Origin of the sequence: Flavobacterium helocola (assembly GCF_038289885.1) — a bacterium.
GTDB lineage: Bacteria > Bacteroidota > Bacteroidia > Flavobacteriales > Flavobacteriaceae > Flavobacterium > Flavobacterium cheniae.
Window position 1 is genome coordinate 34,964 of sequence record NZ_JBBYHT010000005.1, and the last position, 22,798, is coordinate 57,761.

The window sequence follows — 22,798 nt, forward strand, 5'->3', positions numbered from 1 at the left end:
TCCTTAGGAAAAGAACTAAGTTTTTTTTTATCTTTGATTTTCACACAATAAAAAACGACTAAAGATACATGAGTCTTTTTAGAAAATTTTTTGGCACTTCGGGAGACGAAGACGAAAGCGACAAGAAACAAGAAGTTAAAAGTCCTTATTCGCCTGACACTACATTGCCTATAGACGAACAATTTACTTTCAATTTTAAAGAAAATGGAGGTAAATTTATTTATTGTGAAAATTTAGATGAAATTGCAGAGAATTTTGAAAATATTTTAGCAGAAAACGATTGGTTTGAAAGTAACGCACAATGTTATGACAACCGATTACTTTATCTTCTTGACGACAATAAACTAACCTACAATAATACTACACCACCAGTGTTTTTTCTTTCTTCTTGCGAAAATTTAATTGCAGATGAAGGTTCTATCTTATTCTCATCTAATCAGTTTAAGCACTTCAAACCAAATGAATTGCCTACAAACATGATTATTTTCGCAACCACAAGTCAAATTGTAAATAGCAAAAGCGATGGCTTAAGGCGAATTAAAAACACACACGAAAAAAATTACCCTTCTAATATTACCACCATAAAATATTTTGAAGAAGTAAAAGAACAGGATTTTCTTCACTATGGAAGTTGCCATAAAAATCTTTACCTACTTCTTTTAGAGGATTTATAATGAATGAAACGCTAAAAAGAGCATTATCTGGAGCCGTTTATGCTGTATTACTATTAGGCTGTATATCTTATTCTAAAGAGGGTTTAGCGATTCTTTTTGGCGCTTTTTTGATTATTGGAGTTTATGAATTTTGCAAAATGTGCGGATTGAACTTCTATGTTAGCATTCCTGTTGCCGCTGCTTCCTATTATTTCTTATGGAATAAAAACTCCGATTTAAATTTAAATACAGCATTAACTGCTATAGCCGTTATAATTTCGGTTAAATTATTACTATATCTTTTCAATACCAAGAAAACCAATTTTCAACTTTACACGCGCTACTTTTTACTCTTTGGATACGTAATTCTTCCTTTTATCTTGGCAAATTATATTGCAATGGGCGTGAAAGGATACAATCCAAAAATTTTAATTTCAATTATTGTTTTAATTTGGACCAACGATACTTTTGCGTATTTAGTTGGAAAAAACATAGGCAAAAACAAGCTTTTTCCAAGTGTTTCTCCTAAAAAAACCATTGAAGGTTTTGCTGGCGGGTTAGCATTTACCATAATTGGAGGTGCTTTATTGGCTAATTATTACATCATGGCTTCAACCCTTTACATTTGGATTGTGATTGCAGCTATCGTTAGTGTTTTCAGTACGTTAGGCGATTTAATAGAGTCAAAATTAAAACGTATAGCCGGCATAAAAGATACCGGAAATATAATGCCTGGTCACGGAGGTATTTTAGATCGACTAGATAGTATTATATTTGTAATTCCATTTATTAATTTATTTTATTTAATTTTATACTATGTTTCATAAAGAAGGTTCAAAAATCATTTTAATTACCCTGCTTTTAGTTGTGGGTATTATTTTCTTAACCGATGAATTTGTTGCTATAAATTGGTTACGAACTATTTTATACTTATTCGCATTAGTAATTTTAGTTTTAGTTTTACAATTCTTTAGAAACCCAACTCGAGTTGCCGATAATAGCGACAATCACATTCTTGCTCCAGTAGACGGAAAAGTAGTAGTTATAGAAGAAGTTTACGAACCTGAATATTTCAAAGACAAACGCTTGATGGTTTCTATCTTCATGTCACCAATAAATGTGCATGTTACGCGTTATTGTGTAAACGGAATCGTAAAGTACAGCAAATATCACCCAGGAAAATACTTAGTAGCTTGGCATCCAAAAGCAAGCGAAGAAAACGAAAGAACCACTGTTGTTATCAACAACAGAGTGTATGGTGAAATCTTATACCGTCAGATTGCAGGTGCTTTAGCAAGACGTATTGTAAATTACGCTCAAGAAGGCATGCGTGTGGTTCAAGGTAAAGATGCAGGTTTTATTAAATTTGGTTCAAGAGTAGATATATATTTACCATTGGGAACTGAAGTTAATGTAAAATTAGGTGATAAAGCTATCGGAAACAAAACCGTTATTAGTAAAAAAGCATAAAGAATGAGCGAAAAGGATATCAATACTTTATTTGACGAAGCATTTGCTAACGCACAATTGATTCCGCAAGAATCGGTGCCACAGGATATGCAATTAATATTGTATGGTTTGTACAAACAAGCTACATCCGAAACCACAAACCCTTTATTATTTCAAAATCCTCAGGATATTAGAAATGCTTTCAAATTAAATGCTTGGATGCAAGTAAAACATCTGAAACCAGATGATGCCAAAGCAGAATACATCAATATCATCAATAAATTACTGAAAGAACGTAACTTATAATCTGCATTACAAATGAAAAAGTCATTATTGATTTTGGCTTGTATATCATTTATGATGACGAGCTGTAAAAAGGAAAACGAATTAGAAGAAGTTAAAATTCCAGATCCAGAAGTAGAAACTAAAATTTCAGCCTTAGGAAATCCAGCTGATGTTAAAGTTACTGAAGGTGGTGTTTTTCAAATGCGTGGACTTAAATACGCTTACGACGATTTACAACCTCATATTGATGGTCGAACGATGGAAATTCATTATTCGAAACACCATTTAGGTTACGCTAACAAACTAAACAAAGCCGTAATTGGTACCGATTTAGAATTAAAAACCGTAGAAGACATCTTAAAAAACTTAGACGTTAACAATAAAGAAATCCGAAATAACGCTGGTGGCTACTACAACCACAATTTATTTTTTGAGATTTTAAATCCTAAAGGTGGTGGCACTCCTACTGGCGCTCTTGCCGAAGCCATTACTGCCGAATTAGGTTCGTTTGACAACTTACAAAAACAACTTACAGAAGCCGCAGCAGGACAATTTGGAAGCGGTTGGGCATGGCTAGTAGTTACCCGTGAAGGAAAATTAGCCGTTACTAGCACCGCCAACCAAGACAACCCATTAATGCCAAATGCAGAAGTAAGAGGGACTCCTATTTTAGCTATTGATGTTTGGGAACACGCCTACTACTTAAATTACCAAAACAAACGCAACGAATATTTAACCGCTATTTTCAACGTCATCGATTGGAATATCGTGAATGCTAAATATGAAACGGCTGTGAGTAAGATATAGCTGATTGGTTTTTTAATTATTTTTTTGAAGAAATAAAACTGATACTTGTCAGACATATACACCCAAAATTGGGTAGCTGTGTATGATTTTGTTATTCATATAAATGAGTTGGCGCTAATTTTATAGAAACTCGACGAATTCAATAACTTAATGCAACTAATGATAAATTTTACTCAGAAAAAACAACTGTTATAAATTGTAAATTTTAATTAATATGAAAGCTATCAATACTAGCGTTGCTACTGCATTTTTTTTATTACTAATTATAGTGTTCAACTCTTGTAGCGATGACACCGATTATATTCCTCCAACTCTAGATAACTTTCCAACAACTGGATTACTGGGACAATCTTTATTAATTCAAGTACAAAATATAGAACCAAACCAAATACAAGTCTTTTTTGATTCAGAAGAAGCCGAAGTAAATTATGTTTCTGATGAAGAGATTATGGTGGTAGTTCCTAGAACCATTACAACAAATACTCCAACACTCAAGGTTATCGATTTAAACGAAAACAAAACAATACTTAATACAACCTTTTCTTTAAAAACGCCAATAATCAGAAGCTATAGTAGTGATAATGTTACTTTTAATGAGACGTTAACCCTATTCGGTGAAAATTTTGATATTCTTGATGATTTTGTATCAGTAACTGTTAATAATAAAAATGCAACTATTATAAATGTTGCGTATGATAAAATTGAAATACAAATTCCAACTGAAATTACTGCTTCAGAATTACAAGTCAAAGTTAGGGCTCAATTGCAAGAAGTAACTTCAACCTTGCCTTTACATTTAAAAAATCCTTTAATCAATGGCATTCAGAATACTTCAGCTTGGATTACATCTGAATTGACGGTAAACGGACAAAATTTTAATCCTAATTATGAATTTGGAGAAGTATACATTAATGGTATCCGTTGTTATTTTTCATCTTCTAACAATCAATTAAGTATAACAATTCCTCCTGGACCGTATCAGGATTTTAAAATTACAAATGTTACCTATAAAACCGCTGGACTAACGTTTAGTTATGATTGTAATATTCCTATACAGAATGATGCTATCTTGGTTGATCATATAGATAATCATAGATTAGAACATACTATTTTTGAACACAACGGAAAAGCTTATCAATTTGCATACGAAACAAATAATAATTTATCTGCTCCACGAATCTACAGTCTATTTGAATTTTCACCAACGACAGAAAAATGGACCAAATTAACAGCTTTCAATTATTCAGGATTTATTTATGATGCCGTTTATGACGGAAATGGTTCGGTTTATCTTTATAAACGCATACCAAATGTAGAATCTTTTTCTCTCACAAAATTAAATATGAATAACTTCAGTGAAGTTACATTAAGTTTGCCTTCTACAGATATAATTTTAAACCCAATACTATTTGCATATCAAGATAACCTATATATGCTTAGTGGCTTGAATAACACAAATGGAACCATAACAGTTCGAAATCAAAAATATAAATATTCATCTACCTCTAATTCATGGTCTCAGCTTTCAAATACTGCTTTTTCAGATTTACCTCTTGTTAGTCCTTCAGGATCGGGAAAATGTAGTTATTTATTCCATGGAAACAATATTTATATTTCCTATGGAATTGTTGACTTAACTTATAAGATTAGTTCAAGTCTTGCTGTTACCACGTACCAACACGTTTTTAGTTTTGAACATTCAAATGCCATAATCGGAAAACAATTAAACTATAATCAATATTTTTTTAATATTATTACCCAACAATCTGTACCTATAACTAATGATAACTTGTTTGACTATGGCAACAGCTTTTTTACATTAAACAATGAAATTTATTATATTAAAAATAGCTGGACTTCTTATTATCAAAACACATTTTATACTCAAAAATTAAGAAAACAAATTATCAATGGAATTCTTTAAAAAACAATACCAAATACTTAGCCTAGTTGCATTCATTCTACTTGGATGCAGTAGTGATGAAGAACAAAGTACTACATTAGAAATAAAAGTCACAAATTTTGAAACTTCTTACAGTCAGGTAAAACTTAATTGGGAATTAGTAAGACCTAATGGAATTATTATTGAGGACTTACTAATATACAGACAATCGAAAAATAATGCAACTGATAATGTAACGTTAGAGCTTGTTGCAAATCTTCCTTCTAATGAAACTTCATTCATCGATAATGATGTGCCTTATAAAACAGAAGTGTCCTATACCATAAAAATTAATTATACTGATGAAAGGTTAACCCCAACAAATCCAACAAACCCTACAGGACTATTAAGTCTCGAAAGTGAACAAAAAAAGTTTATTCGGAATATAGTAACATTTGATATTGTTCCGTTTCAAGTACAAAAAGATCCTATTCTTGTTGATGAATTTCATATTCTAGATCGACAAGGAAACGGAGCTTTGAAACGATATAATGGTACTCTGAACCAGCTTACCAAAACAATACTATTTACCAATGGTAATTTATTAAATAATAAATTTCATATTGTAAACAATACCGATCTTTACGTAGCAGACACTCAAGGCAAAATTTATAAAATAAATACTGAAAATTATACAACAACGGCTATTTATAACACGATTATTAACGATAACTTAAATGCATTCGCGGTTGATGGAGATAGAATTTATTATCAAGATGAAGAAATATGGTGGTATTATAACACTACAAATGGCACATCAGAAAACACACATATTGCTACAACAGCTAACTACGTAGAAACATTAAGTGATCATAATTTCTTATTCTTGTATGGTAGTGGTGCAGCTATTCGCAGTTATAATCCTACTAATTGTAACGCTTCTAATTGTATGCCAGATTTTGGGGCTGGCACTCAAGGTGCCATTTTGGGTAACAATGCAATGGATCCAAATATATTTTCTTGGAATACTTCTAAATCAAAATTTATTACATCAATAGACGGACGCATTTTCAACCTATCTAATTTTCAACAGGAAATAAAGTTAAGTGATATCACTGGGAAGAAATATTTTCAGTTTGTGTTTGATAATAACAACAATATTTATGCTACAGTTCAAAATGAGAAAAAAATCCATAAATTCAACTCAAGCTATGAGCTCATTGAAGTTATTGACACCAAATTATATCCTTTATTTCCAATGCTTACAAGTAATGGTTTAAAGGTAATCGGAGGTTACGAACCAGTCACCTATTGGAGTTTTGGATATGGATACAGTTTTTATTTTAATATAAAATGTGCTATTGAAACATTTTAATAAAAAAATTAAAATTAAGTTCTGAGATTATTATTATTTATTAAACTATTTAACCCATTTTTCAATTTCAACAAATAATTAAAAAAACTACCGCCAACAGGGTTTTAAGAAATTGGGGTTTTAGGACTTAATTTAAAGTTTGTTTTGTACTTTTGATTTTCGGTGTTTAATCGAAAGTTTAGGGCTTACAAATCCTCAACTTCTTAAAGCCGCAGAACGTTAAAAAAGCTGTTTATGGCTATTCGCCATTTTTAAAGTATAAAGAAAAAAATCCCAATCTTTCGATTGGGATTTTCTGTATTACTTCGTTAAGTACATTTTTCTTCTAGCGTACAAATCGTAGAATTGATCGTCTTTCAAATCATCTATGAATAAGATGCTTTCTCCGGTTGATTTCATTTCTGGTCCTAATGCTTTGTTTACATTTGGAAACTTACTGAAAGAGAAAACCGGTTGCTTAATCGCATATCCTTTTAATTGCGGATTGAATGTAAAGTCAGTTACTTTATTGTGACCTAACATTACTTTTGTTGCATAATTTACATATGGTTCGCCATACGCTTTTGCAATAAATGGAACGGTACGAGATGCTCTTGGATTCGCTTCAATAATATAAACCGTATCGTCTTTTATCGCAAATTGAATATTAATTAAACCAACTGTTTGTAAAGCTCTTGCGATTTTTTCCGTGTGGTCTTTGATTTGCTGCATTACAAATTCGCCCAAGTTAAACGGAGGCAAAGTCGCATTACTATCTCCCGAGTGAACTCCACAAGGCTCAATATGCTCCATAATTCCTATGATGTACACATTTCCATCCGCATCACAAATGGCATCCGCTTCTGCTTCGATTGCGCCATCTAAATAATGGTCTAATAGTAATTTATTTCCTGGAATCGATTTTAATAAATCGATTACGTGTTCTTCTAATTCTTGTTTGTTGATAACAATTTTCATTCCTTGTCCACCTAACACATACGAAGGACGAACTAATAATGGGAAGTCTAACGTATCTGCTAATACCGAAGCTTCTTCCGCACTTTCTGCAATTCCAAACTTAGGGAATGGAATATTTAATTTGGTTAATAAATCAGAGAAACGTCCTCTATCTTCCGCTAAATCCAAAGCATCGAATGAAGTTCCTAAAATTTTGATTCCGTATTTTGCTAATTTTTCAGCTAATTTCAAAGCCGTTTGTCCGCCTAACTGAACGATTACTCCTTCTGGTTTTTCGTGTTGGATGATATCATAAATATGTTCCCAAAAAACAGGTTCGAAATACAATTTATCAGCTGTATCAAAATCGGTAGAAACCGTTTCTGGATTACAGTTAATCATGATAGTTTCATAACCACATTCTTTCGCGGCTAAAACCCCATGAACACAAGAATAATCAAACTCAATTCCTTGTCCAATTCGGTTTGGTCCCGAACCTAAAACGACTACTTTTTTCTTATCGGTAACGATACTTTCATTGTGAACGTATTTCGTTCCGTCTGCTTTTTCAATCTCAGCTTCAAAAGTAGAGTAGAAATAAGGCGTTACTGCTTTAAATTCAGCCGCACACGTATCTACTAATTTGTAAACACGCTTGATATTTTGCTCTTCGCGTAATTTGTGTACCTGACTTTCCAAACAACCCATCATGTGAGCAATTTGACGGTCTCCGTACCCTTTTTGTTTTGCTTCTAACAGCAATTCTCTTGGTAAAGTATCTACTTTAAAATTCGAAATTTCTCTTTCTAAATGGAATAATTCTTCATATTGTTTCAAGAACCACATGTCGATTTTAGTAATCTCGTGAATTCTGCTTAATGGAATTCCCATCGCGATGGCGTCATAAATTACGAAAACTCTGTCCCAACTCGCGAAAGTTAATTTTTCGATGATTTGTTCGTAGTTTTTATAACCTTTTCCGTCTGCTCCTAACCCATTACGTTTAATTTCTAATGACTGAGTAGCCTTATGAAGCGCTTCTTGGAACGAACGTCCAATTCCCATAACTTCACCTACCGATTTCATTTGAAGCCCTAACGTACGGTCTGAACCTTCAAATTTATCGAAGTTCCATCTTGGTATTTTTACGATTACATAATCTAACGTTGGTTCAAATAAAGCCGAAGTTGATTTTGTAATTTGATTTTGTAATTCATCTAAGTTGTATCCTAAAGCTAATTTCGATGCGATTTTTGCAATTGGGTAACCCGTAGCTTTTGACGCTAATGCAGAAGAACGAGATACACGAGGATTGATTTCAATTGCTACGATATCTTCTTTATCATCTGGTGAAACTGCGAATTGTACGTTACAACCTCCAGCAAAATTTCCGATAGAGCGCATCATTAAAATCGCCATATCACGCATTTTTTGGAATGTTGTGTCTGATAAAGTCATCGCTGGCGCCACTGTAATCGAATCTCCAGTATGAATTCCCATTGGGTCCATATTTTCAATCGTACAGATGATTACTACGTTGTCGTTACTATCGCGTAATAATTCTAATTCGTATTCTTTCCAGCCCATTAAAGCCTTGTCAATCAATACTTCGTGAATTGGTGATGCTTCTAAACCGTAAGTTAATGCACCATCAAAATCTTCTTTTTTGTAAACAATTGCTGCTCCAGTTCCTCCTAAAGTAAACGAAGGACGGATTACTAATGGAAAACCAAACTCCTGAGCAATTTCTTTTCCTTGTAAGAAAGAGTTAGCCGTTTTAGCTGGTGCTTGCGGAATTCCGATTTTATTTAATAAGTTTTTAAATTGCTCTCTATCTTCGGTAATGTTGATGGCATTGATATCTACACCAATTAATCTTACGTTGAAATCTTTCCAAATTCCTTTTTCATCGGCTTCAATACAAAGATTTAAAGCGGTTTGTCCTCCCATGGTTGGTAAAACAGCATCAATTTGTGGATGCGCTTTAAGGATTTCAATAATAGATTTTGTGGTAAGCGGTTTTAAGTAAACATGATCGGCCATTGATGGGTCGGTCATAATCGTTGCAGGGTTTGAGTTAATTAAGATAACTTCAATTCCTTCCTCACGAAGTGAACGAGCCGATTGAGAACCTGCGTAGTCAAATTCGCAAGCTTGACCAATTACGATAGGTCCTGATCCAATAATTAATACCGATTTGATTGTGGTGTCTTTTGGCATTGTGTTGTTGTTGTTTTGTTGTGGGTTGTAGTTATATTGCGATTATAAAATTACTAATTTTCAAAGGTTTACATCTAAATGAACACCAAAACTTATTAAATTTTATAAACAAGTTTAAAAAAAAGCCGCTACTAATAAAAGTAACGGCTGATATATTGTTTTAAGCTAAAACATTATTTTTTGTGTCTTGGTTCGCAAGAAACAGTTAATTTATGTCTTCCTTTAGCTCTTCTACGAGCAAGCACTTTTCTTCCATTAGCAGAAGCCATTCTATCCATGAAACCGTGCTTATTTCTTCTTTTTCTTTTTGATGGTTGAAACGTTCTCTTACTCATTGTAATATCTTTTAAAATCTATAAATAAAAATCTTTTTTAAAACTCATAGGTTTCCTGTCCTGAAAACCGAGTGCAAATATACAAAGACTTTTTTCATTCGCAAGTACTTTTTTAAAAATATTTTTAATTCATTTTATTATCTTTGCACTCAACAAATATACACTATAATGTTTCATAAAAATATCAAATTAGTTCTTGCCGCTTTAATTATAGCATTTGGAATTTATCAATTTACAGAAAGTAATATCGGAAATGGTATCTTTTTGTTATTATTCTCTACTATTTTTATTTTCTTATACTTTAAAAACGAGTTTATTTTATTGGCTTTTTTAAAGTTAAGAAAACAAGATTTTCCTGGAGCACAAAAATGGTTATCATACATTAAAAACCCAGAAGCCGCTTTAGTACAAAAACAACAAGGTTATTTTAATTACTTACATGGTTTAATGGTTTCGCAAACTAATTTAATTGAAGCTGAAAAATATTTCAAAAAAGCAATTGCTCTTGGTTTATCTATGGATCAAGATTTAGCTTTAGCCAAATTACAATTAGCTGGGATTGCAATGACAAGAAGAAGAAAAATGGAAGCTACCGCTTTATTAAACGAAGCAAAGAAACTTGACAAACAAAGCATGTTGAAAGATCAGATTAAAATGATGAAAGATCAAATGAAAAAAATGTAATTCATTCATTTTCAATACAAAAAAAGCACCTTTCGAGGTGCTTTTTTTGTTATTTTAACGAGTTATCTTTTCGTTTAACGAGTTTTTTAGTTTTGAGTATTTCATTTTCATAGCTTCGCTAAGTAAAAAAATAAAAATTCCCCTAGAATTGAATACCCACTATAATTTTTATAGGAAGATTTATAAAAAAAAGATGGAAAAGGGGAAATTCCAACTTTAAAAAAATCGACTAAATAAACATGAAAAGATTAAAAATTATAGTGGCTTTTCAAAAGAAAAAAACACAAGCAAATTAAACTTTGTTAGAGTATTAATTGATTTAAGCACTAATTCAACCATACAGAAAAACACCGTTTTGAGTCTCTCATAATTCTACTCTACCACTAACTCAAAATTTATTTTCTGTGTGGTTTTTATTTGCCCAATAACATTTTACCAGCAATTAATAAAAGAATAAAACCAAATACTTTCTTCAACATTTTTTGGTCTAAATTAACCGCCATTTTACTTCCAAAATACCCTCCAACAACAAAGAAAACAGCAATTATTCCAACATAGCGCCAATCGATATAACCTTCTTTGTGATAGGTATACACCGCAATTGCCGTTACCGGAACAACTAAAACTGCTAAACTAGTTCCTTGAGCTTGATGTTGGTTAAAACCTAAAAACAACACTAACAAAGGCACCATAACAACACCTCCACCTACTCCAACTAATCCACTTAGAATTCCAGCTAAAATACCAATTAAGACTAAAGACAGAACTACTTGAATATCCATAGGGCGTTTATTGTTTGTTATATCCTGAAGTTGGGATTTCGATTTCATATTTTTTACCTGTTGTAACCGTTAATTTTTTATCTCTCAACCAAGGATTGTGGATTTTTAAAATCTTATAATTTACACCTTGTGTTTTAGCAAATTTTGCTAAATCAGTAATGGAAGAATCAATTACAATCTTTTTTGTTGGAATATTGTAATACAGCGCTTCGTTTGGAATATTAAATCCATACTTTTCTGATTTTGACATAATTTCTTTCAAAGCTAAAATTCGGAAAACATAACGTGAAGTTTCTTCAGTTAGTAATAAATCGTAGTAATCCGCTACTTGCTGTTCTTCCATTTTTTTACTGATTCCGTTCATTCCACCATTATATGAAGCCGCTGCTAACGTCCAAGAACCAAATTTTTCTTTCGCTACCAATAAATATTTACAAGCCGCTTCAGTTGATTTTTCTAAATGATAACGTTCGTCTACCTCATCACTAACCTCCATTCCTTTTTCTTTGGCTGTTGCTGGCATAAATTGCCAAACACCTCTTGCTCCAGCGGGTGAAACAGCATTTACCAAACTACTTTCAATTACTGCCAAATACTTAAAATCATCAGGAACTCCATATTTTGCTAAAATAGGTTCAATAATAGGAAAAACTTTATTAGCACGTTTAATTACCAAAGTCGTATTGGTATGATAATTCATATTCGTAATCATTTCTTTATCCAAGCGCTCCTGAACATCAGCCATAAAAGTAGGCACTTCTTCTCCTGCAAAATCCATTTTTAGATTATAACCTACTGGAGAATATTTTGTTCCATCGGAAACTACTCCATAAATAAAAAAACTCCCTAAAGCTGCTATTAATGCTACAATCGCAACTTTCTTTGTCAATACCTTTTTCATCATTCTTTTATTTTAATATTAATTTAGGTAGATTTTCATTCAACCACTTGAACTTATTTACAATCATAATATGTGTTCCGCCTTTTAAAACAATGCAATTTTGAATGTTTTTAATTGGAAAAACTTCATCTGCATCACCATGAATATGAATTACTGATTCGTTTATTTCTTTTTGTTTCCAACACAAAATGGTTTCAATTGCCCAATCCAAATAGTTTTTATCTCGTACCGATAAATATCGTTCGTACAACTTCAATCGTTTCGCTACAATATTATCTCCAAATGCATATTTAACCAATTTTTCAATATCTGCCAAAAGTTGGGTCGGAATTAACTTATAAGCTTTCGTAGCTTTCGCAACTTTAAAACGCGATGGAAATTCGGTATTCGATTTTACACTCGAAATGATAATTACTTTACGCACTTTCATTTGCTTAGCCATTTCCTGAACCAAAACACCTCCAAAAGAAACTCCAACTAAAACTGGATTTTCATCTTGAATTTTCTCAGTCATTCTAAGCGCGTAACTTTCAATACTTTCTTTATCATTGGGCAAAAACCATTCCAAAAAATGCATTTCAAATTGGTCTTCTGGTAATTTTATGTTTTCGAAAATTGTAGGACTTGCTGCCAAACCTGGCATGAAATAAACCGGAATCTTACTCATTACCATTATATTAAAAAAGTTTCGTAAATTTGCACTCTAATTGAAGTTATCATGGAAATCAAAGATAATGAACTTTTAAGACAATTTGAAATTATTACGGAAACTGGTTTGGTTGCAATTGAGTACTCTGTACAAGAACGCAAACTGTTTTTAACCAAATTTTGCAATAACAATAATGAAGATGAAGAGTTGCATCATGAATTTATTAAAACCGTACTAGAACTAGCTGAAGAACGAAAACTAAAAGTGGTGCCAACGCACGCAAAGTTCATAAGTTTCTTTAGAAAAAACAGAAAATATCGAGAGCTTTTGCCTCCAGGGTTAATGATTTAATCCTAAAAAAATCCCAAGTCTATTAAACTTGGGATTTTTTTATGCTTCAACGTTTATGAATTCCATTCTTACACTTCCGTCTTCGTCTATTTTGGTTAGATTAATTTCGTGTAATGTATTCACTAATTCTGGATTCCAAGGTGTTTTTACTTTTACGTAATTCTCTGTAAATCCGTGGATATAACCTTCTTTATTTTCGCTTTCGAATAAAACTGTTCTGTTGGTTCCAATTTGACTTTCGTAAAACGCTCTTCTTTTCTTTACGGAAAGTCCGCGTAACATTTTACTTCTTTTCGAACGCACATTAGCTGGCACTACTCCATCCATATCAACCGCTTCTGTATTATCTCTTTCCGAATAGGTGAAAACGTGTAAATACGAAATATCTAAATCATTCAAAAAATGATACGTTTCTAAGAAATGTTCATCAGTTTCACCAGGAAATCCGACAATAACATCCACTCCAATACAAGCGTGTGGCATTACTTCGCGAATTTTTGCAACACGTTCTGTATACAATTCACGCATATAACGACGTTTCATTTTCTTCAAAATATCGTTAGAACCCGATTGTAAAGGAATATGAAAATGCGGTACGAATGTTCGGCTTTGTGATACAAATTCGATAGTTTCGTTTTTCAATAAATTAGGTTCGATGGAAGAAATTCGCAAACGCTCGATTCCTTCTACTTCATCTAATGCTTTTACCAAATCTAAGAAAGTATGTTCGTGTTTTTTATTTCCGAATTCCCCTTTTCCGTAATCACCAATATTTACTCCAGTAAGAACAATCTCTTTTATTCCTTGTTGTGAAATTTCAGAAGCATTTTTTAGTACATTTTCCAATGCATCACTTCGAGAAATTCCTCTTGCTAATGGAATCGTACAATAGGTACATTTATAGTCGCAACCATCTTGCACTTTTAAGAAAGCACGAGTTCTGTCGCCAATTGAATAACTTCCAACGTAAAAATCGGCTTCTTCGATTTCGCATGAGTGAACTTCACCCATATCGTTTTTCGACAAGTCATTAATATAATCGGTGATTTTGAATTTTTCTGTCGCTCCTAAAACCAAATCCACTCCATCAACTGCGGCTAATTCTTCTGGTTTTAATTGGGCATAACAACCTACAGCTGCAACAAATGCTTTATCATTCAGCTTCATTGCTTTTTTAACAATCTGCTTGAATTGTTTGTCAGCATTATCCGTAACCGAACAGGTATTAATTACATAAATATCTGCAATTTCTTCGAAATCTACACGTTCAAAACCTTCATTTTGAAAATCACGTGCAATTGTAGACGTTTCTGAGAAGTTTAATTTGCATCCTAAAGTGTAGAACGCGACTTTTTTCTTGTTTTCCATAAGTAAAACTCAATTAATGAAATCGTTGTCAAAAATTGAGAGTGCAAATTTAACCACAAATTTTGTGATATTAAAATATTAGTAAAATTAAACCACAGATTCGCCGATTTATAATTATCTATTTATAAAAATTTGCGAATCTGCGGTTAACCAACTATTCTTTTCTATATTTCTTTGTCTCTTCAAAAACGTGTTCTAAAATTTTAGCGTCTTCTTCGGTGAATTCTACATGACGGCGACTCATTACAATTTTAGCGGTTTCGAAAGCTTTTTTAGTGATATAAGTGGTAAATCCAGAAGCACCACCCCATGAGAAACTTGGTACAAAATTTCTTGGAAATCCAGATCCAAAAATATTCGTTGAAACTCCCACAACTGTTCCTGTATTGAACATAGTATTGATACCACACTTACTGTGATCTCCCATCATTAATCCGCAGAATTGCAAACCTGTGCGAGCAAAACCTTCGGTTTCATAGCTCCACAAACGCACTTCTTCATAGTTGTTTTTTAAGTTGGAATTATTAGAATCGGCACCAATGTTACACCATTCTCCTAAAACCGAATTTCCTAAAAATCCATCATGACCTTTATTTGAATAACCGAATAAAACAGAATTATTCACTTCGCCACCAATACGACAATGAGGTCCAACAGTTGTTGCTCCGTAAACTTTTGTCGCTAATTTTACTTGCGCTTCTTCGCACAAAGCAAATGGTCCACGAATAACCGAACCTTCCATGATTTCTGCATTTTTTCCAATGTAAATTGGACCCGTAGAAGCGTTTAACGTTACAAATTCCAACTTCGCTCCTTCTTCAATGAAGATGTTTTCAGGTGCAATTACGTTGACGCTTTTTGGAATGGGTTGGGAAAATCTATCTTCTGTAAGCAATTCGAAATCTTCACGAATAGCCGCATCATTCTTTGCGAAAATATCCCAAGTATTCTCTACTCGTAAAACGTCTCCTTCGTACTCTATTAATTCATATTCATCAAAATCGATATCTTCTTGTGTATCATTTGTATGAAAAGCGATGATTTCTTCTCCAAAAAGAATCGCTTCTTTAGGATTCAAATTTTGAACCATATCAATTAAAATCGGATTGGGTAAAAAAGAAGCGTTAATCATAACATTCTGTTCCATTTCTACCATTGGATATTTCTCCATTAAATATTCCTCGGTAAGCGTTGTGGTGGTATAACCCAAATATTTTTCCCACTTTTCACGAATTGTTAAAATCCCGATACGAATATCAGCAACTGGACGAGTAAAAGTAAAAGGAAGTAAAGCATTACGAACGGTTCCGTCAAAAAGTATATAGTTCATATTTTATTATTTTGTTGAGACAAGTCATTGACTTGTCTGTACTTTTAATTTTCATTAGATTATAAATTCAAAATTACAATTTATTCCACAAAAAAAGCCCCACAAAATGTGAAGCTTTCTTATTATTTTGAAAAAGCGAAAAATTATTTAGCTTTTTTAGCGTATTTGCTGTTGAATTTATCGATACGACCTGCAGTATCAATAAGTTTAGATTTACCTGTGTAAAAAGGGTGAGACGTTCTAGAAATCTCCATTTTGAAAACTGGATACTCAACACCTTCGTGAGTAATAGTTTCTTTAGTTTCTACTGTAGATTTAGTAATAAAAACATCTTCATTTGACATGTCTTTAAATGCTACTAATCTGTAATTTTCTGGGTGAATACCTTTTTGCATAATGTAAATTTTTTATTAATCGATTATAACTTGTTTCGCGGCTCTACATTAAAAGAGGTGTAAACACTTTATAACCTTTTGGTTTATAAACTTTTTATTTCAGAGTGCAAAATTACATTTATTTTTTAATCTAACAATCTTTATGTAACTTTTTTTTATTTTTTATCACTCATATAGAACGATTAGAATTCTTATATTTGTAAATTAATTAAACCAAAACAAACTATGAACGAAATTATTAAAAAGAACGGAATTAACTTTGGTGTTATCACTGGAGTGTTAAGTGTGTTGATTACAACATCAATTTACATTGTCGATTTAGCTTTAATGACAAAATGGTGGTTGGGCATTTCTATTTTAGTTGTCTACATTATTATTGGTTGTGTTTTATTAGTTAAAACTAAAAAAGATTTAGGCGGTTTTATGAGCTTTAAAGAAGGTTTTACTGTCTATTTCGTCTCAGCACTTATTGGTATTGCAATTTCTGTTATTTATAATATTTTATTGTTCAACGTTATTGATCCTGAAGCAGCTATCCGATTAAAAGAACTTACACTTGAATCAACTGTTCAAATGTTAGAAAAATTTGGAACACCAACTTCTGCCATTAAAGAAACAGTAGACAAAATGAAAGATTATAATCAATTTTCAACTATTGAACAATTAAAAGGAAGCATCTGGAGCATTGTTGGTTCGGCTGTTTTTGGTGCTATTTTAGCTGCTATCTTCAAAAAAGACAAACCTGTATTCTAAATAAATGAATTTATCTATAGTTATCCCATTATTAAACGAACAAGAATCGTTACCCGAGTTACACAATTGGATTGTGAAAGTGATGCAAACGCACAACTATTCATACGAAATCCTATTTATCGATGATGGTAGTACCGATGCTTCTTGGAAGGTTATTTCAAAATTATCTCACGAAAATCCGAATGTAAAAGGAATCCGTTTTCTTAGAAATTACGGAAAATCGCAAGCATTACACGCTGGTTTTTCCAAAGCACAAGGTGATGTAGTTATTACCATGGATGCCGATTTACAAGATAGTCCTGATGAAATTCCTGAATTATTCCGTTTAATTACAGAAGATAATTATGATTTGATTTCAGGATGGAAGAAAAAACGTTACGATTCAGTTGTAGCGAAAAACATTCCATCTAAATTATTCAATTGGGCTGCTCGAAAAACGTCTGGAGTTCATTTAAATGATTTCAATTGCGGATTGAAAGCCTATAAGAATATTGTTATTAAAAACATAGAAGTTTCAGGTGAAATGCACCGTTATATTCCAGTTTTAGCTAAAAATGCTGGATTTGGAAAAATCGGTGAAAAAGTCGTGATTCATCAAGCTAGAAAATACGGAAGTTCTAAATTCGGAATGAGTCGTTTTATCAATGGTTTCTTGGATTTAATTACGATTTGGTTTTTATCAACCTTCGGGAAAAGACCAATGCACCTTTTTGGATTATTAGGTTCAATTATGTTTGTGATTGGATTTTTATTCGCATTCTATTTAGGAATCGACAAATTATTCATCAACACTTCTGGAAGATTAATTACCGAAAGACCACAATTTTATTTGTCGTTAACCGCAATGTTGATTGGAACACAATTATTCTTAGCCGGATTTTTAGGTGAAATTATCCTTAGAACCAAAAACAACGAAGAACGTTATAAGATTTCAGAAGTATTATAATTTGAGGTCACAATTTGTGACCTCAAGTTTAGTTTCAAAATAAATATCATTATCAAGATTAAAAATGCATATCGAACAAAGTATTTTAAATAAAGTAAACGAGTGGTTAACCCCAACATTTGACGAAGCAACTCAAGCAGCTATCGAAGAAATGATGACTTCAGCTCCAAAAGAGTTAGAAGAAAGTTTCTATAAAAACTTAGAGTTTGGAACGGGTGGAATGCGCGGTGTTATGGGTGTTGGAACCAATCGTATCAACAAATATACATTAGGTAAAAACACACAAGGTTTATCTGATTATTTACATAAATCGTTTCCAAATGAGCAATTAAAAGTAGCTATTGCTTATGATTGTCGTCATAACAGTAATACATTGGCTAAAGTAGTAGCTGATGTGTTTTCGGCTAACGGAATTAAAGTGTATTTGTTTTCGGATATGCGCCCAACTCCTGAATTATCATTTGCTGTTCGTTATTTGAATTGCCATGCAGGAATTGTATTAACCGCTTCTCACAATCCACCAGAATACAACGGATACAAAGTATATTGGCAAGATGGCGGACAATTAGTTCCACCTCAAGATGCCGAAATTATTAAGGTAATCGAAGATTTAAAATACAGCGAAATTAAGTTCGAGGCCAACAACGATTTAATCGAATATATTGATACTGAAGTAGACGAAGCTTTCGCAAAATCAACTGTTGAAAATGCAAGTTTTAACACACCAACAGAAGCTAAAGCGAATTTAAAAATCGTTTATACTTCTTTACACGGAACTTCGATAAAAGCCATTCCAAATGTATTGGCAAAAGCAGGTTATACTGATGTAAATATCGTTCCAGAGCAAGCAGAACCTAATGGCGATTTCCCAACCGTTGTTTCTCCAAATCCAGAAGAACCTGAAGCGTTGTCAATGGCAATTGCTTTGGCTGAGAAAATTGGTGCGGATATGGTTGTGGGAACCGATCCAGATTCTGACCGTTTAGGTGTTGCTGTTCGTGATTTAGATGGGAAAATCAAATTATTGAATGGAAACCAAACCATGGTTATCATGACGGCTTTCTTGTTAGAACAATGGAAACGCGCTGATAAATTCAAAGGAAATGAATTCATTGGTTCAACTATTGTTTCTACTCCAATGATGTTGGAATTAGCAGCAGCTTATGATGTAGAATGCAAAGTAGGATTAACAGGTTTCAAATGGATTGCAAAATTCATTAAAGATTTTCCAAATCAAAAGTTTGTTGGTGGTGGTGAAGAAAGTTTTGGTTTCATGGTTGGTGATGCCGTTCGTGATAAAGATGCGGTTGCAGCTATCTTGTTAGTAAGTGAAATTGCAGCACAAGCAAAAGCTTCAGGAAGTTCATTATATCAAGAACTATTGAATTTATATATTGATTTCGGATTTTACAAAGAATCTTTAATTTCGATTACCAAAAAAGGAATTGAAGGCGCAAACGAGATCAAACAAATGATGATTGATTTACGCGAAAATCCGCTAAAGGAAATCAATGGTCAACGCGTAATTTGCATCGAAGATTACCAAGCTTCTAAAGGAAAAGATTTTATGAATAATGAAGAATTTGAAATCCATATTCCAAAATCAAACGTATTAATTTACTATTTAGAAGATGGAAGTAAAATCTGTGCAAGACCAAGTGGAACCGAACCTAAAATTAAATTCTATTTCAGCGTAAATGGAGTTTTAGATACGATTGAAAACGCTGAATCAGTAGAAAAAGAATTAGATAACAAAATTGCTGGCATTATTTCGGCAATGAAATTAAACTAAATGGACGAAAATTTTAAAAAGATAATTCCATATTTAAAACCATACAAAAGTAATGTTATACTCAACATTATTTTTAACATTTTGTATGCACTTTTCAGCACTTTATCTTTCATCTCATTAATTCCAATGTTAGATGTATTATTTAAAGACGCCGAAAAAATCATTGAAGAACCAGTTTACAAAGGTATTTGGGACATAACCTCATATGGAAAAGACTATTTGTACTACTACATTACCAAATTAACTGAAGAAAACGGAGCCCAATATGCCCTACTGTTAGTTGTTTGTATTGTAATTTCAACATTCTTACTGAAAAATCTTTTTAATTATCTTGGCTTAAACTATCTAACTGTAGTAAAGAATGGGGTTTTAAAAGATTTAAGAAAAAATATGTTTGATAAAATCATCCAACTTCCTATTTCGTATTATTCCGAAAAGAGAAAAGGTGATGTTATGGCAAGAATGTTGGGCGATATCAATGAAGTTAAGAATTCTTTTTTCTCAATTTTAGAATTGGTTGTAAAAGAACCTATGACGATTCTTTTTACAATTGGAGCTATGATTTCAATTAGCTTTAAACTTACCCTTTTTGTCTTTATTTTTATTCCAATTTCTGGATTTGTAATTTCAAAAATCGGAAAAAGTTTAAAATCTAAATCAGGTAGAGCGCAACAAGAAAATGGCTTTTTAATTTCGGTTGTAGAAGAAAGCTTAGGCGGATTAAAAGTGGTGAAAAGTTATAATGCTGAAAAAAATATTATTTCAAAATTTAATGATTCAATCAATAGATTATTAAAACTTTCCATTAGTATTGAGCGTAAAAATAATTTAGCTTCTCCAATGAGTGAATTCATGGGAATTGTCGTAATTGCGATTTTACTTTGGTACGGTGGAAACATGGTGTTAGTTGATAAATTAGCCAATGGCGAACCTATTCTTGAAGGTTCAAAATTCTTAGCCTACATGGGATTAGCTTATAATATCCTAACTCCAGCTAAAGCAATTTCAAAAGCTTCATATCAAGTAAAAAGTGGTTTAGCCGCTGCAGAACGTGTATTTGAAATATTAGAAGTTGAAAATACAATTACCAACAAACCAAATGCAATTGTAAAAGAATCTTTCAGTGAAAAAATCAGCATTGAAAACATCAACTTTAGATATGCTGATGAAAATGTGTTGAAAAACTTCTCTTTGGAAATTCCGAAAGGAAAAACGGTGGCATTAGTTGGGCAATCAGGTTCTGGAAAAAGTACGATTGCAAATTTATTGACACGTTTTTATGATGTGCAAGAAGGAACCGTAAAAATCGATGGAATCGACATCAAGGATATGACGTTAGAATCGCTTAGAGATTTAATGGGATTGGTTACGCAAGATTCGATTTTATTTAATGATTCGATTAAAAACAATATTCGTTTAGGAAAACAAGATGCAACAGATGAGGAAATTATTGCGGCTTTAAAAGTCGCTAATGCTTTCGAATTCGTAAAAGATTTACCTAACGGAATTGAAACCAATATTGGTGATGCCGGTGGAAAACTTTCGGGCGGACAAAAACAACGCTTATCGATTGCGAGAGCCGTTTTGAAAAATCCACCGATTATGATTCTAGATGAAGCAACTTCAGCTTTAGATACCGAAAGTGAAAAGTTTGTTCAAGTGGCATTAGAAAATATGATGCAAAATAGAACTTCGATAGTGATTGCGCACCGACTTTCAACCATTCAAAAAGCGGATAAAATTGTGGTAATGCACAAAGGTGAAATCGTGGAACAAGGAACACATGACGAATTATTAGCTTTAAACGGAACGTATTCGAAGTTAGTGATGATGCAGAGTTTCGAGTAAAAGTTAGAAGTTGGGAGATGGAAGTTAGGAGTTTAGAAATGTGAATAAAACTAATTGCTGATTTAAACAGATTTTTAAATTTTAAACATATAAGTCATATAAGTTTTTAAAGTTGAGTATCTTTATGAATTAAGTTCATTTAAGTCTTACACAAACTTGCCATTCCGACAGGAATCTCTTTCATTATTGAATTTTGAACTTGAACTTGAACTTGAACTTGAATTTTGAACTTGAATAATAATGTACATAAACAGCTCAAATATTACGTTACCCGATGACAATGATACCATTGTTTGGAAATATTTGGACTTGTCTAAATTTTTAGACATGTTGTTGTCGCGTCAGTTATTTATGTCGCGTTCTGATAAGTTTGAAGATCAATATGAAGGCACATTTTCGGAACCTACTTTTGAGGAAATCAAGAAAATTGCAGCAAATAACCCAAAGTTTTTAGACAATTATAAATCGCATCGTGAAAAAGTAGTTATTAGTAGTTGGCACATTAACGAATACGAATCGTTTGCGATGTGGCAGATTTTTACTCAAAATACCGAAGGTTTAGCCATTCAAACTACTATTGGCAGACTTAAAGAAGCTTTACTTCCTGAGAAAAAAACGGAGCAATACATTGGAGCCGTAAATTATATCGATTACAAAAAAGAATTTATTCCTTTTGATGATACGTTTTTCCCGTTCTTGTTTAAACGAAAAAGTTTTCAGTACGAAAGAGAAATTCGCATTATATCCGACGTTACCAATAACGGAATGAAAATCGACAACGGATTAAAAGTAGATGTAAACCTAAACCAATTGATTGAAAAAATCTACATTCACCCAAAAAGCGAAAACTGGTATAAAAATTTGGTAATTGAATTGGTTTCTAAACTAGGATTTGATTTCGAAATTGAAAAATCGGATTTAGAAAGTGATATTTTGATTTAGAGATTGAACGCGGATGAAACGGATGCTTTGCAACGCGGATTAAAACTGATTTTATTGTTTAATTTCTTATGTTTTAATGTCGTCCCTACGGGACTTCTTCTCACCTATCACTTAT

The 22,798-nt window shown here is 32.5% G+C and carries 22 protein-coding genes; 14 read left to right on the forward strand and 8 right to left on the reverse strand.

Annotated elements, in window-relative coordinates:
* The first annotated feature begins 68 nt into the window (after nucleotides 1-68).
* From AAEO58_RS10610 to AAEO58_RS10640, 7 genes are all read left to right on the forward strand, one after another.
* Entirely contained in the window at nucleotides 69-674 is a 606-nt protein-coding gene (locus AAEO58_RS10610; protein WP_133610772.1) for an LUD domain-containing protein, read from the forward strand.
* Nucleotides 674-1,480 (forward strand): phosphatidate cytidylyltransferase, encoded by an 807-nt coding sequence (locus AAEO58_RS10615; protein ID WP_341683368.1) that lies wholly within the window; start codon nucleotides 674-676, stop codon nucleotides 1,478-1,480. Before AAEO58_RS10610 ends, AAEO58_RS10615 begins: the two co-directional genes overlap by 1 nt.
* Nucleotides 1,470-2,123, forward strand: a complete 654-nt coding sequence (locus AAEO58_RS10620) for a phosphatidylserine decarboxylase family protein (protein ID WP_133610776.1) — start codon at nucleotides 1,470-1,472, stop codon at nucleotides 2,121-2,123. Before AAEO58_RS10615 ends, AAEO58_RS10620 begins: the two co-directional genes overlap by 11 nt.
* 3 nt (nucleotides 2,124-2,126) lie before the next feature.
* Nucleotides 2,127-2,408 carry an acyl-CoA-binding protein gene (locus tag AAEO58_RS10625; protein WP_133610778.1) on the forward strand — a complete coding sequence of 94 codons (282 nt, stop codon included), beginning with the start codon at nucleotides 2,127-2,129 and terminating at the stop codon, nucleotides 2,406-2,408.
* A 12-nt stretch (nucleotides 2,409-2,420) separates the two neighbouring features.
* Nucleotides 2,421-3,194: a superoxide dismutase gene (locus AAEO58_RS10630; RefSeq protein WP_341683369.1), complete on the forward strand. Its 774-nt coding sequence runs from the start codon at nucleotides 2,421-2,423 to the stop codon at nucleotides 3,192-3,194.
* A 214-nt stretch (nucleotides 3,195-3,408) separates the two neighbouring features.
* On the forward strand, nucleotides 3,409-5,118 hold the full coding sequence (locus AAEO58_RS10635) for an IPT/TIG domain-containing protein (RefSeq protein ID WP_341683370.1): 1,710 nt from the start codon (nucleotides 3,409-3,411) through the stop codon (nucleotides 5,116-5,118).
* On the forward strand, nucleotides 5,105-6,451 hold the full coding sequence (locus tag AAEO58_RS10640; RefSeq protein ID WP_341683371.1) for a hypothetical protein: 1,347 nt from the start codon (nucleotides 5,105-5,107) through the stop codon (nucleotides 6,449-6,451). The genes AAEO58_RS10635 and AAEO58_RS10640 overlap by 14 nt, the downstream gene beginning before the upstream one ends.
* A 300-nt stretch (nucleotides 6,452-6,751) precedes the next feature.
* Here AAEO58_RS10640 and carB read toward each other — a convergent pair whose 3' ends face one another.
* Entirely contained in the window at nucleotides 6,752-9,607 is a 2,856-nt protein-coding gene (gene carB, locus AAEO58_RS10645; protein ID WP_341683372.1) for a carbamoyl-phosphate synthase large subunit, read from the reverse strand.
* A 173-nt stretch (nucleotides 9,608-9,780) separates the two neighbouring features.
* Nucleotides 9,781-9,942: a 50S ribosomal protein L34 gene (rpmH, locus tag AAEO58_RS10650; RefSeq protein WP_007136275.1), complete on the reverse strand. Its 162-nt coding sequence runs from the start codon at nucleotides 9,940-9,942 to the stop codon at nucleotides 9,781-9,783.
* A gap of 168 nt (nucleotides 9,943-10,110) precedes the next feature.
* On the opposite strand from rpmH, the gene AAEO58_RS10655 reads away from it, so the two are divergent.
* The gene (locus tag AAEO58_RS10655; RefSeq protein ID WP_341683373.1) at nucleotides 10,111-10,626 is read left to right on the forward strand and encodes a DUF2892 domain-containing protein; all 516 of its coding nucleotides are present in this window, start codon (nucleotides 10,111-10,113) and stop codon (nucleotides 10,624-10,626) included.
* 413 nt (nucleotides 10,627-11,039) lie between these two features.
* Here AAEO58_RS10655 and AAEO58_RS10660 read toward each other — a convergent pair whose 3' ends face one another.
* From AAEO58_RS10660 to AAEO58_RS10670, 3 genes are read right to left on the reverse strand one after another with little or no spacing between them, the layout of a single operon-like run.
* Complete coding sequence (locus AAEO58_RS10660) at nucleotides 11,040-11,408, reverse strand: sulfite exporter TauE/SafE family protein (RefSeq protein WP_111567799.1); 369 nt, start codon at nucleotides 11,406-11,408, stop codon at nucleotides 11,040-11,042.
* A 7-nt stretch (nucleotides 11,409-11,415) separates the two neighbouring features.
* Entirely contained in the window at nucleotides 11,416-12,309 is an 894-nt protein-coding gene (locus AAEO58_RS10665) for a transglycosylase SLT domain-containing protein (protein WP_341683374.1), read from the reverse strand.
* Between the two features lie 7 nt (nucleotides 12,310-12,316).
* Complete coding sequence (locus AAEO58_RS10670; RefSeq protein ID WP_162845077.1) at nucleotides 12,317-12,976, reverse strand: alpha/beta hydrolase family protein; 660 nt, start codon at nucleotides 12,974-12,976, stop codon at nucleotides 12,317-12,319.
* Nucleotides 12,977-13,027: 51 nt separating this feature from the next.
* Between AAEO58_RS10670 and AAEO58_RS10675 the strand changes: the two genes are divergently transcribed.
* Entirely contained in the window at nucleotides 13,028-13,309 is a 282-nt protein-coding gene (locus AAEO58_RS10675) for a GNAT family N-acetyltransferase (RefSeq protein WP_133610790.1), read from the forward strand.
* 39 nt (nucleotides 13,310-13,348) lie between these two features.
* On the opposite strand, the gene mtaB is transcribed toward AAEO58_RS10675, so the two are convergent.
* The 3 genes from mtaB to AAEO58_RS10690 form a co-directional block, all read right to left on the reverse strand.
* Nucleotides 13,349-14,677 (reverse strand): tRNA (N(6)-L-threonylcarbamoyladenosine(37)-C(2))-methylthiotransferase MtaB, encoded by a 1,329-nt coding sequence (gene mtaB, locus AAEO58_RS10680; protein WP_133610792.1) that lies wholly within the window; start codon nucleotides 14,675-14,677, stop codon nucleotides 13,349-13,351.
* Nucleotides 14,678-14,831: 154 nt separating this feature from the next.
* A complete protein-coding gene (locus AAEO58_RS10685; RefSeq protein ID WP_341683375.1) occupies nucleotides 14,832-16,007 on the reverse strand; it encodes a GlmU family protein in 1,176 nt (391 codons plus the stop codon).
* A gap of 143 nt (nucleotides 16,008-16,150) precedes the next feature.
* Nucleotides 16,151-16,402: a type B 50S ribosomal protein L31 gene (locus AAEO58_RS10690; protein ID WP_008256814.1), complete on the reverse strand. Its 252-nt coding sequence runs from the start codon at nucleotides 16,400-16,402 to the stop codon at nucleotides 16,151-16,153.
* 225 nt (nucleotides 16,403-16,627) lie between these two features.
* Here AAEO58_RS10690 and AAEO58_RS10695 point away from each other — a divergent pair, with 225 nt between their 5' ends.
* The 5 genes from AAEO58_RS10695 (at nucleotide 16,628) to AAEO58_RS10715 (ending at nucleotide 22,683) form a co-directional block, all read left to right on the forward strand.
* The gene (locus AAEO58_RS10695) at nucleotides 16,628-17,155 is read left to right on the forward strand and encodes a DUF4199 domain-containing protein (RefSeq protein WP_133610796.1); all 528 of its coding nucleotides are present in this window, start codon (nucleotides 16,628-16,630) and stop codon (nucleotides 17,153-17,155) included.
* Nucleotides 17,156-17,159: 4 nt separating this feature from the next.
* Nucleotides 17,160-18,101: a glycosyltransferase family 2 protein gene (locus AAEO58_RS10700; RefSeq protein WP_341683376.1), complete on the forward strand. Its 942-nt coding sequence runs from the start codon at nucleotides 17,160-17,162 to the stop codon at nucleotides 18,099-18,101.
* Nucleotides 18,102-18,165: 64 nt separating this feature from the next.
* Nucleotides 18,166-19,893 (forward strand): phospho-sugar mutase, encoded by a 1,728-nt coding sequence (locus tag AAEO58_RS10705; RefSeq protein WP_341683377.1) that lies wholly within the window; start codon nucleotides 18,166-18,168, stop codon nucleotides 19,891-19,893.
* On the forward strand, nucleotides 19,894-21,741 hold the full coding sequence (locus tag AAEO58_RS10710) for an ABC transporter ATP-binding protein (protein ID WP_341683378.1): 1,848 nt from the start codon (nucleotides 19,894-19,896) through the stop codon (nucleotides 21,739-21,741).
* A 240-nt stretch (nucleotides 21,742-21,981) separates the two neighbouring features.
* Nucleotides 21,982-22,683 (forward strand): hypothetical protein, encoded by a 702-nt coding sequence (locus AAEO58_RS10715; RefSeq protein WP_341683379.1) that lies wholly within the window; start codon nucleotides 21,982-21,984, stop codon nucleotides 22,681-22,683.
* The last annotated feature ends 115 nt before the right edge of the window (nucleotides 22,684-22,798 follow it).

What these genes read in the sequence shown, in the direction of transcription:
- rpmH (WP_007136275.1), bottom strand. Translation starts at nt 9,942, where the DNA reads ATGAGTAAGAGAACGTTTCAACCATCAAAAAGAAAAAGAAGAAATAAG.
- AAEO58_RS10660 (WP_111567799.1), bottom strand. Translation starts at nt 11,408, where the DNA reads ATGGATATTCAAGTAGTTCTGTCTTTAGTCTTAATTGGTATTTTAGCT.
- AAEO58_RS10665 (WP_341683374.1), bottom strand. Translation starts at nt 12,309, where the DNA reads ATGAAAAAGGTATTGACAAAGAAAGTTGCGATTGTAGCATTAATAGCA.
- AAEO58_RS10630 (WP_341683369.1), top strand. Translation starts at nt 2,421, where the DNA reads ATGAAAAAGTCATTATTGATTTTGGCTTGTATATCATTTATGATGACG.
- AAEO58_RS10640 (WP_341683371.1), top strand. Translation starts at nt 5,105, where the DNA reads ATGGAATTCTTTAAAAAACAATACCAAATACTTAGCCTAGTTGCATTC.
- AAEO58_RS10710 (WP_341683378.1), top strand. Translation starts at nt 19,894, where the DNA reads ATGGACGAAAATTTTAAAAAGATAATTCCATATTTAAAACCATACAAA.
- carB (WP_341683372.1), bottom strand. Translation starts at nt 9,607, where the DNA reads ATGCCAAAAGACACCACAATCAAATCGGTATTAATTATTGGATCAGGA.
- AAEO58_RS10685 (WP_341683375.1), bottom strand. Translation starts at nt 16,007, where the DNA reads ATGAACTATATACTTTTTGACGGAACCGTTCGTAATGCTTTACTTCCT.
- AAEO58_RS10695 (WP_133610796.1), top strand. Translation starts at nt 16,628, where the DNA reads ATGAACGAAATTATTAAAAAGAACGGAATTAACTTTGGTGTTATCACT.
- AAEO58_RS10625 (WP_133610778.1), top strand. Translation starts at nt 2,127, where the DNA reads ATGAGCGAAAAGGATATCAATACTTTATTTGACGAAGCATTTGCTAAC.
- AAEO58_RS10700 (WP_341683376.1), top strand. Translation starts at nt 17,160, where the DNA reads ATGAATTTATCTATAGTTATCCCATTATTAAACGAACAAGAATCGTTA.
- AAEO58_RS10705 (WP_341683377.1), top strand. Translation starts at nt 18,166, where the DNA reads ATGCATATCGAACAAAGTATTTTAAATAAAGTAAACGAGTGGTTAACC.
- AAEO58_RS10715 (WP_341683379.1), top strand. Translation starts at nt 21,982, where the DNA reads ATGTACATAAACAGCTCAAATATTACGTTACCCGATGACAATGATACC.
- AAEO58_RS10615 (WP_341683368.1), top strand. Translation starts at nt 674, where the DNA reads ATGAATGAAACGCTAAAAAGAGCATTATCTGGAGCCGTTTATGCTGTA.
- AAEO58_RS10675 (WP_133610790.1), top strand. Translation starts at nt 13,028, where the DNA reads ATGGAAATCAAAGATAATGAACTTTTAAGACAATTTGAAATTATTACG.
- AAEO58_RS10690 (WP_008256814.1), bottom strand. Translation starts at nt 16,402, where the DNA reads ATGCAAAAAGGTATTCACCCAGAAAATTACAGATTAGTAGCATTTAAA.
- mtaB (WP_133610792.1), bottom strand. Translation starts at nt 14,677, where the DNA reads ATGGAAAACAAGAAAAAAGTCGCGTTCTACACTTTAGGATGCAAATTA.
- AAEO58_RS10635 (WP_341683370.1), top strand. Translation starts at nt 3,409, where the DNA reads ATGAAAGCTATCAATACTAGCGTTGCTACTGCATTTTTTTTATTACTA.
- AAEO58_RS10620 (WP_133610776.1), top strand. Translation starts at nt 1,470, where the DNA reads ATGTTTCATAAAGAAGGTTCAAAAATCATTTTAATTACCCTGCTTTTA.
- AAEO58_RS10670 (WP_162845077.1), bottom strand. Translation starts at nt 12,976, where the DNA reads ATGAGTAAGATTCCGGTTTATTTCATGCCAGGTTTGGCAGCAAGTCCT.
- AAEO58_RS10655 (WP_341683373.1), top strand. Translation starts at nt 10,111, where the DNA reads ATGTTTCATAAAAATATCAAATTAGTTCTTGCCGCTTTAATTATAGCA.
- AAEO58_RS10610 (WP_133610772.1), top strand. Translation starts at nt 69, where the DNA reads ATGAGTCTTTTTAGAAAATTTTTTGGCACTTCGGGAGACGAAGACGAA.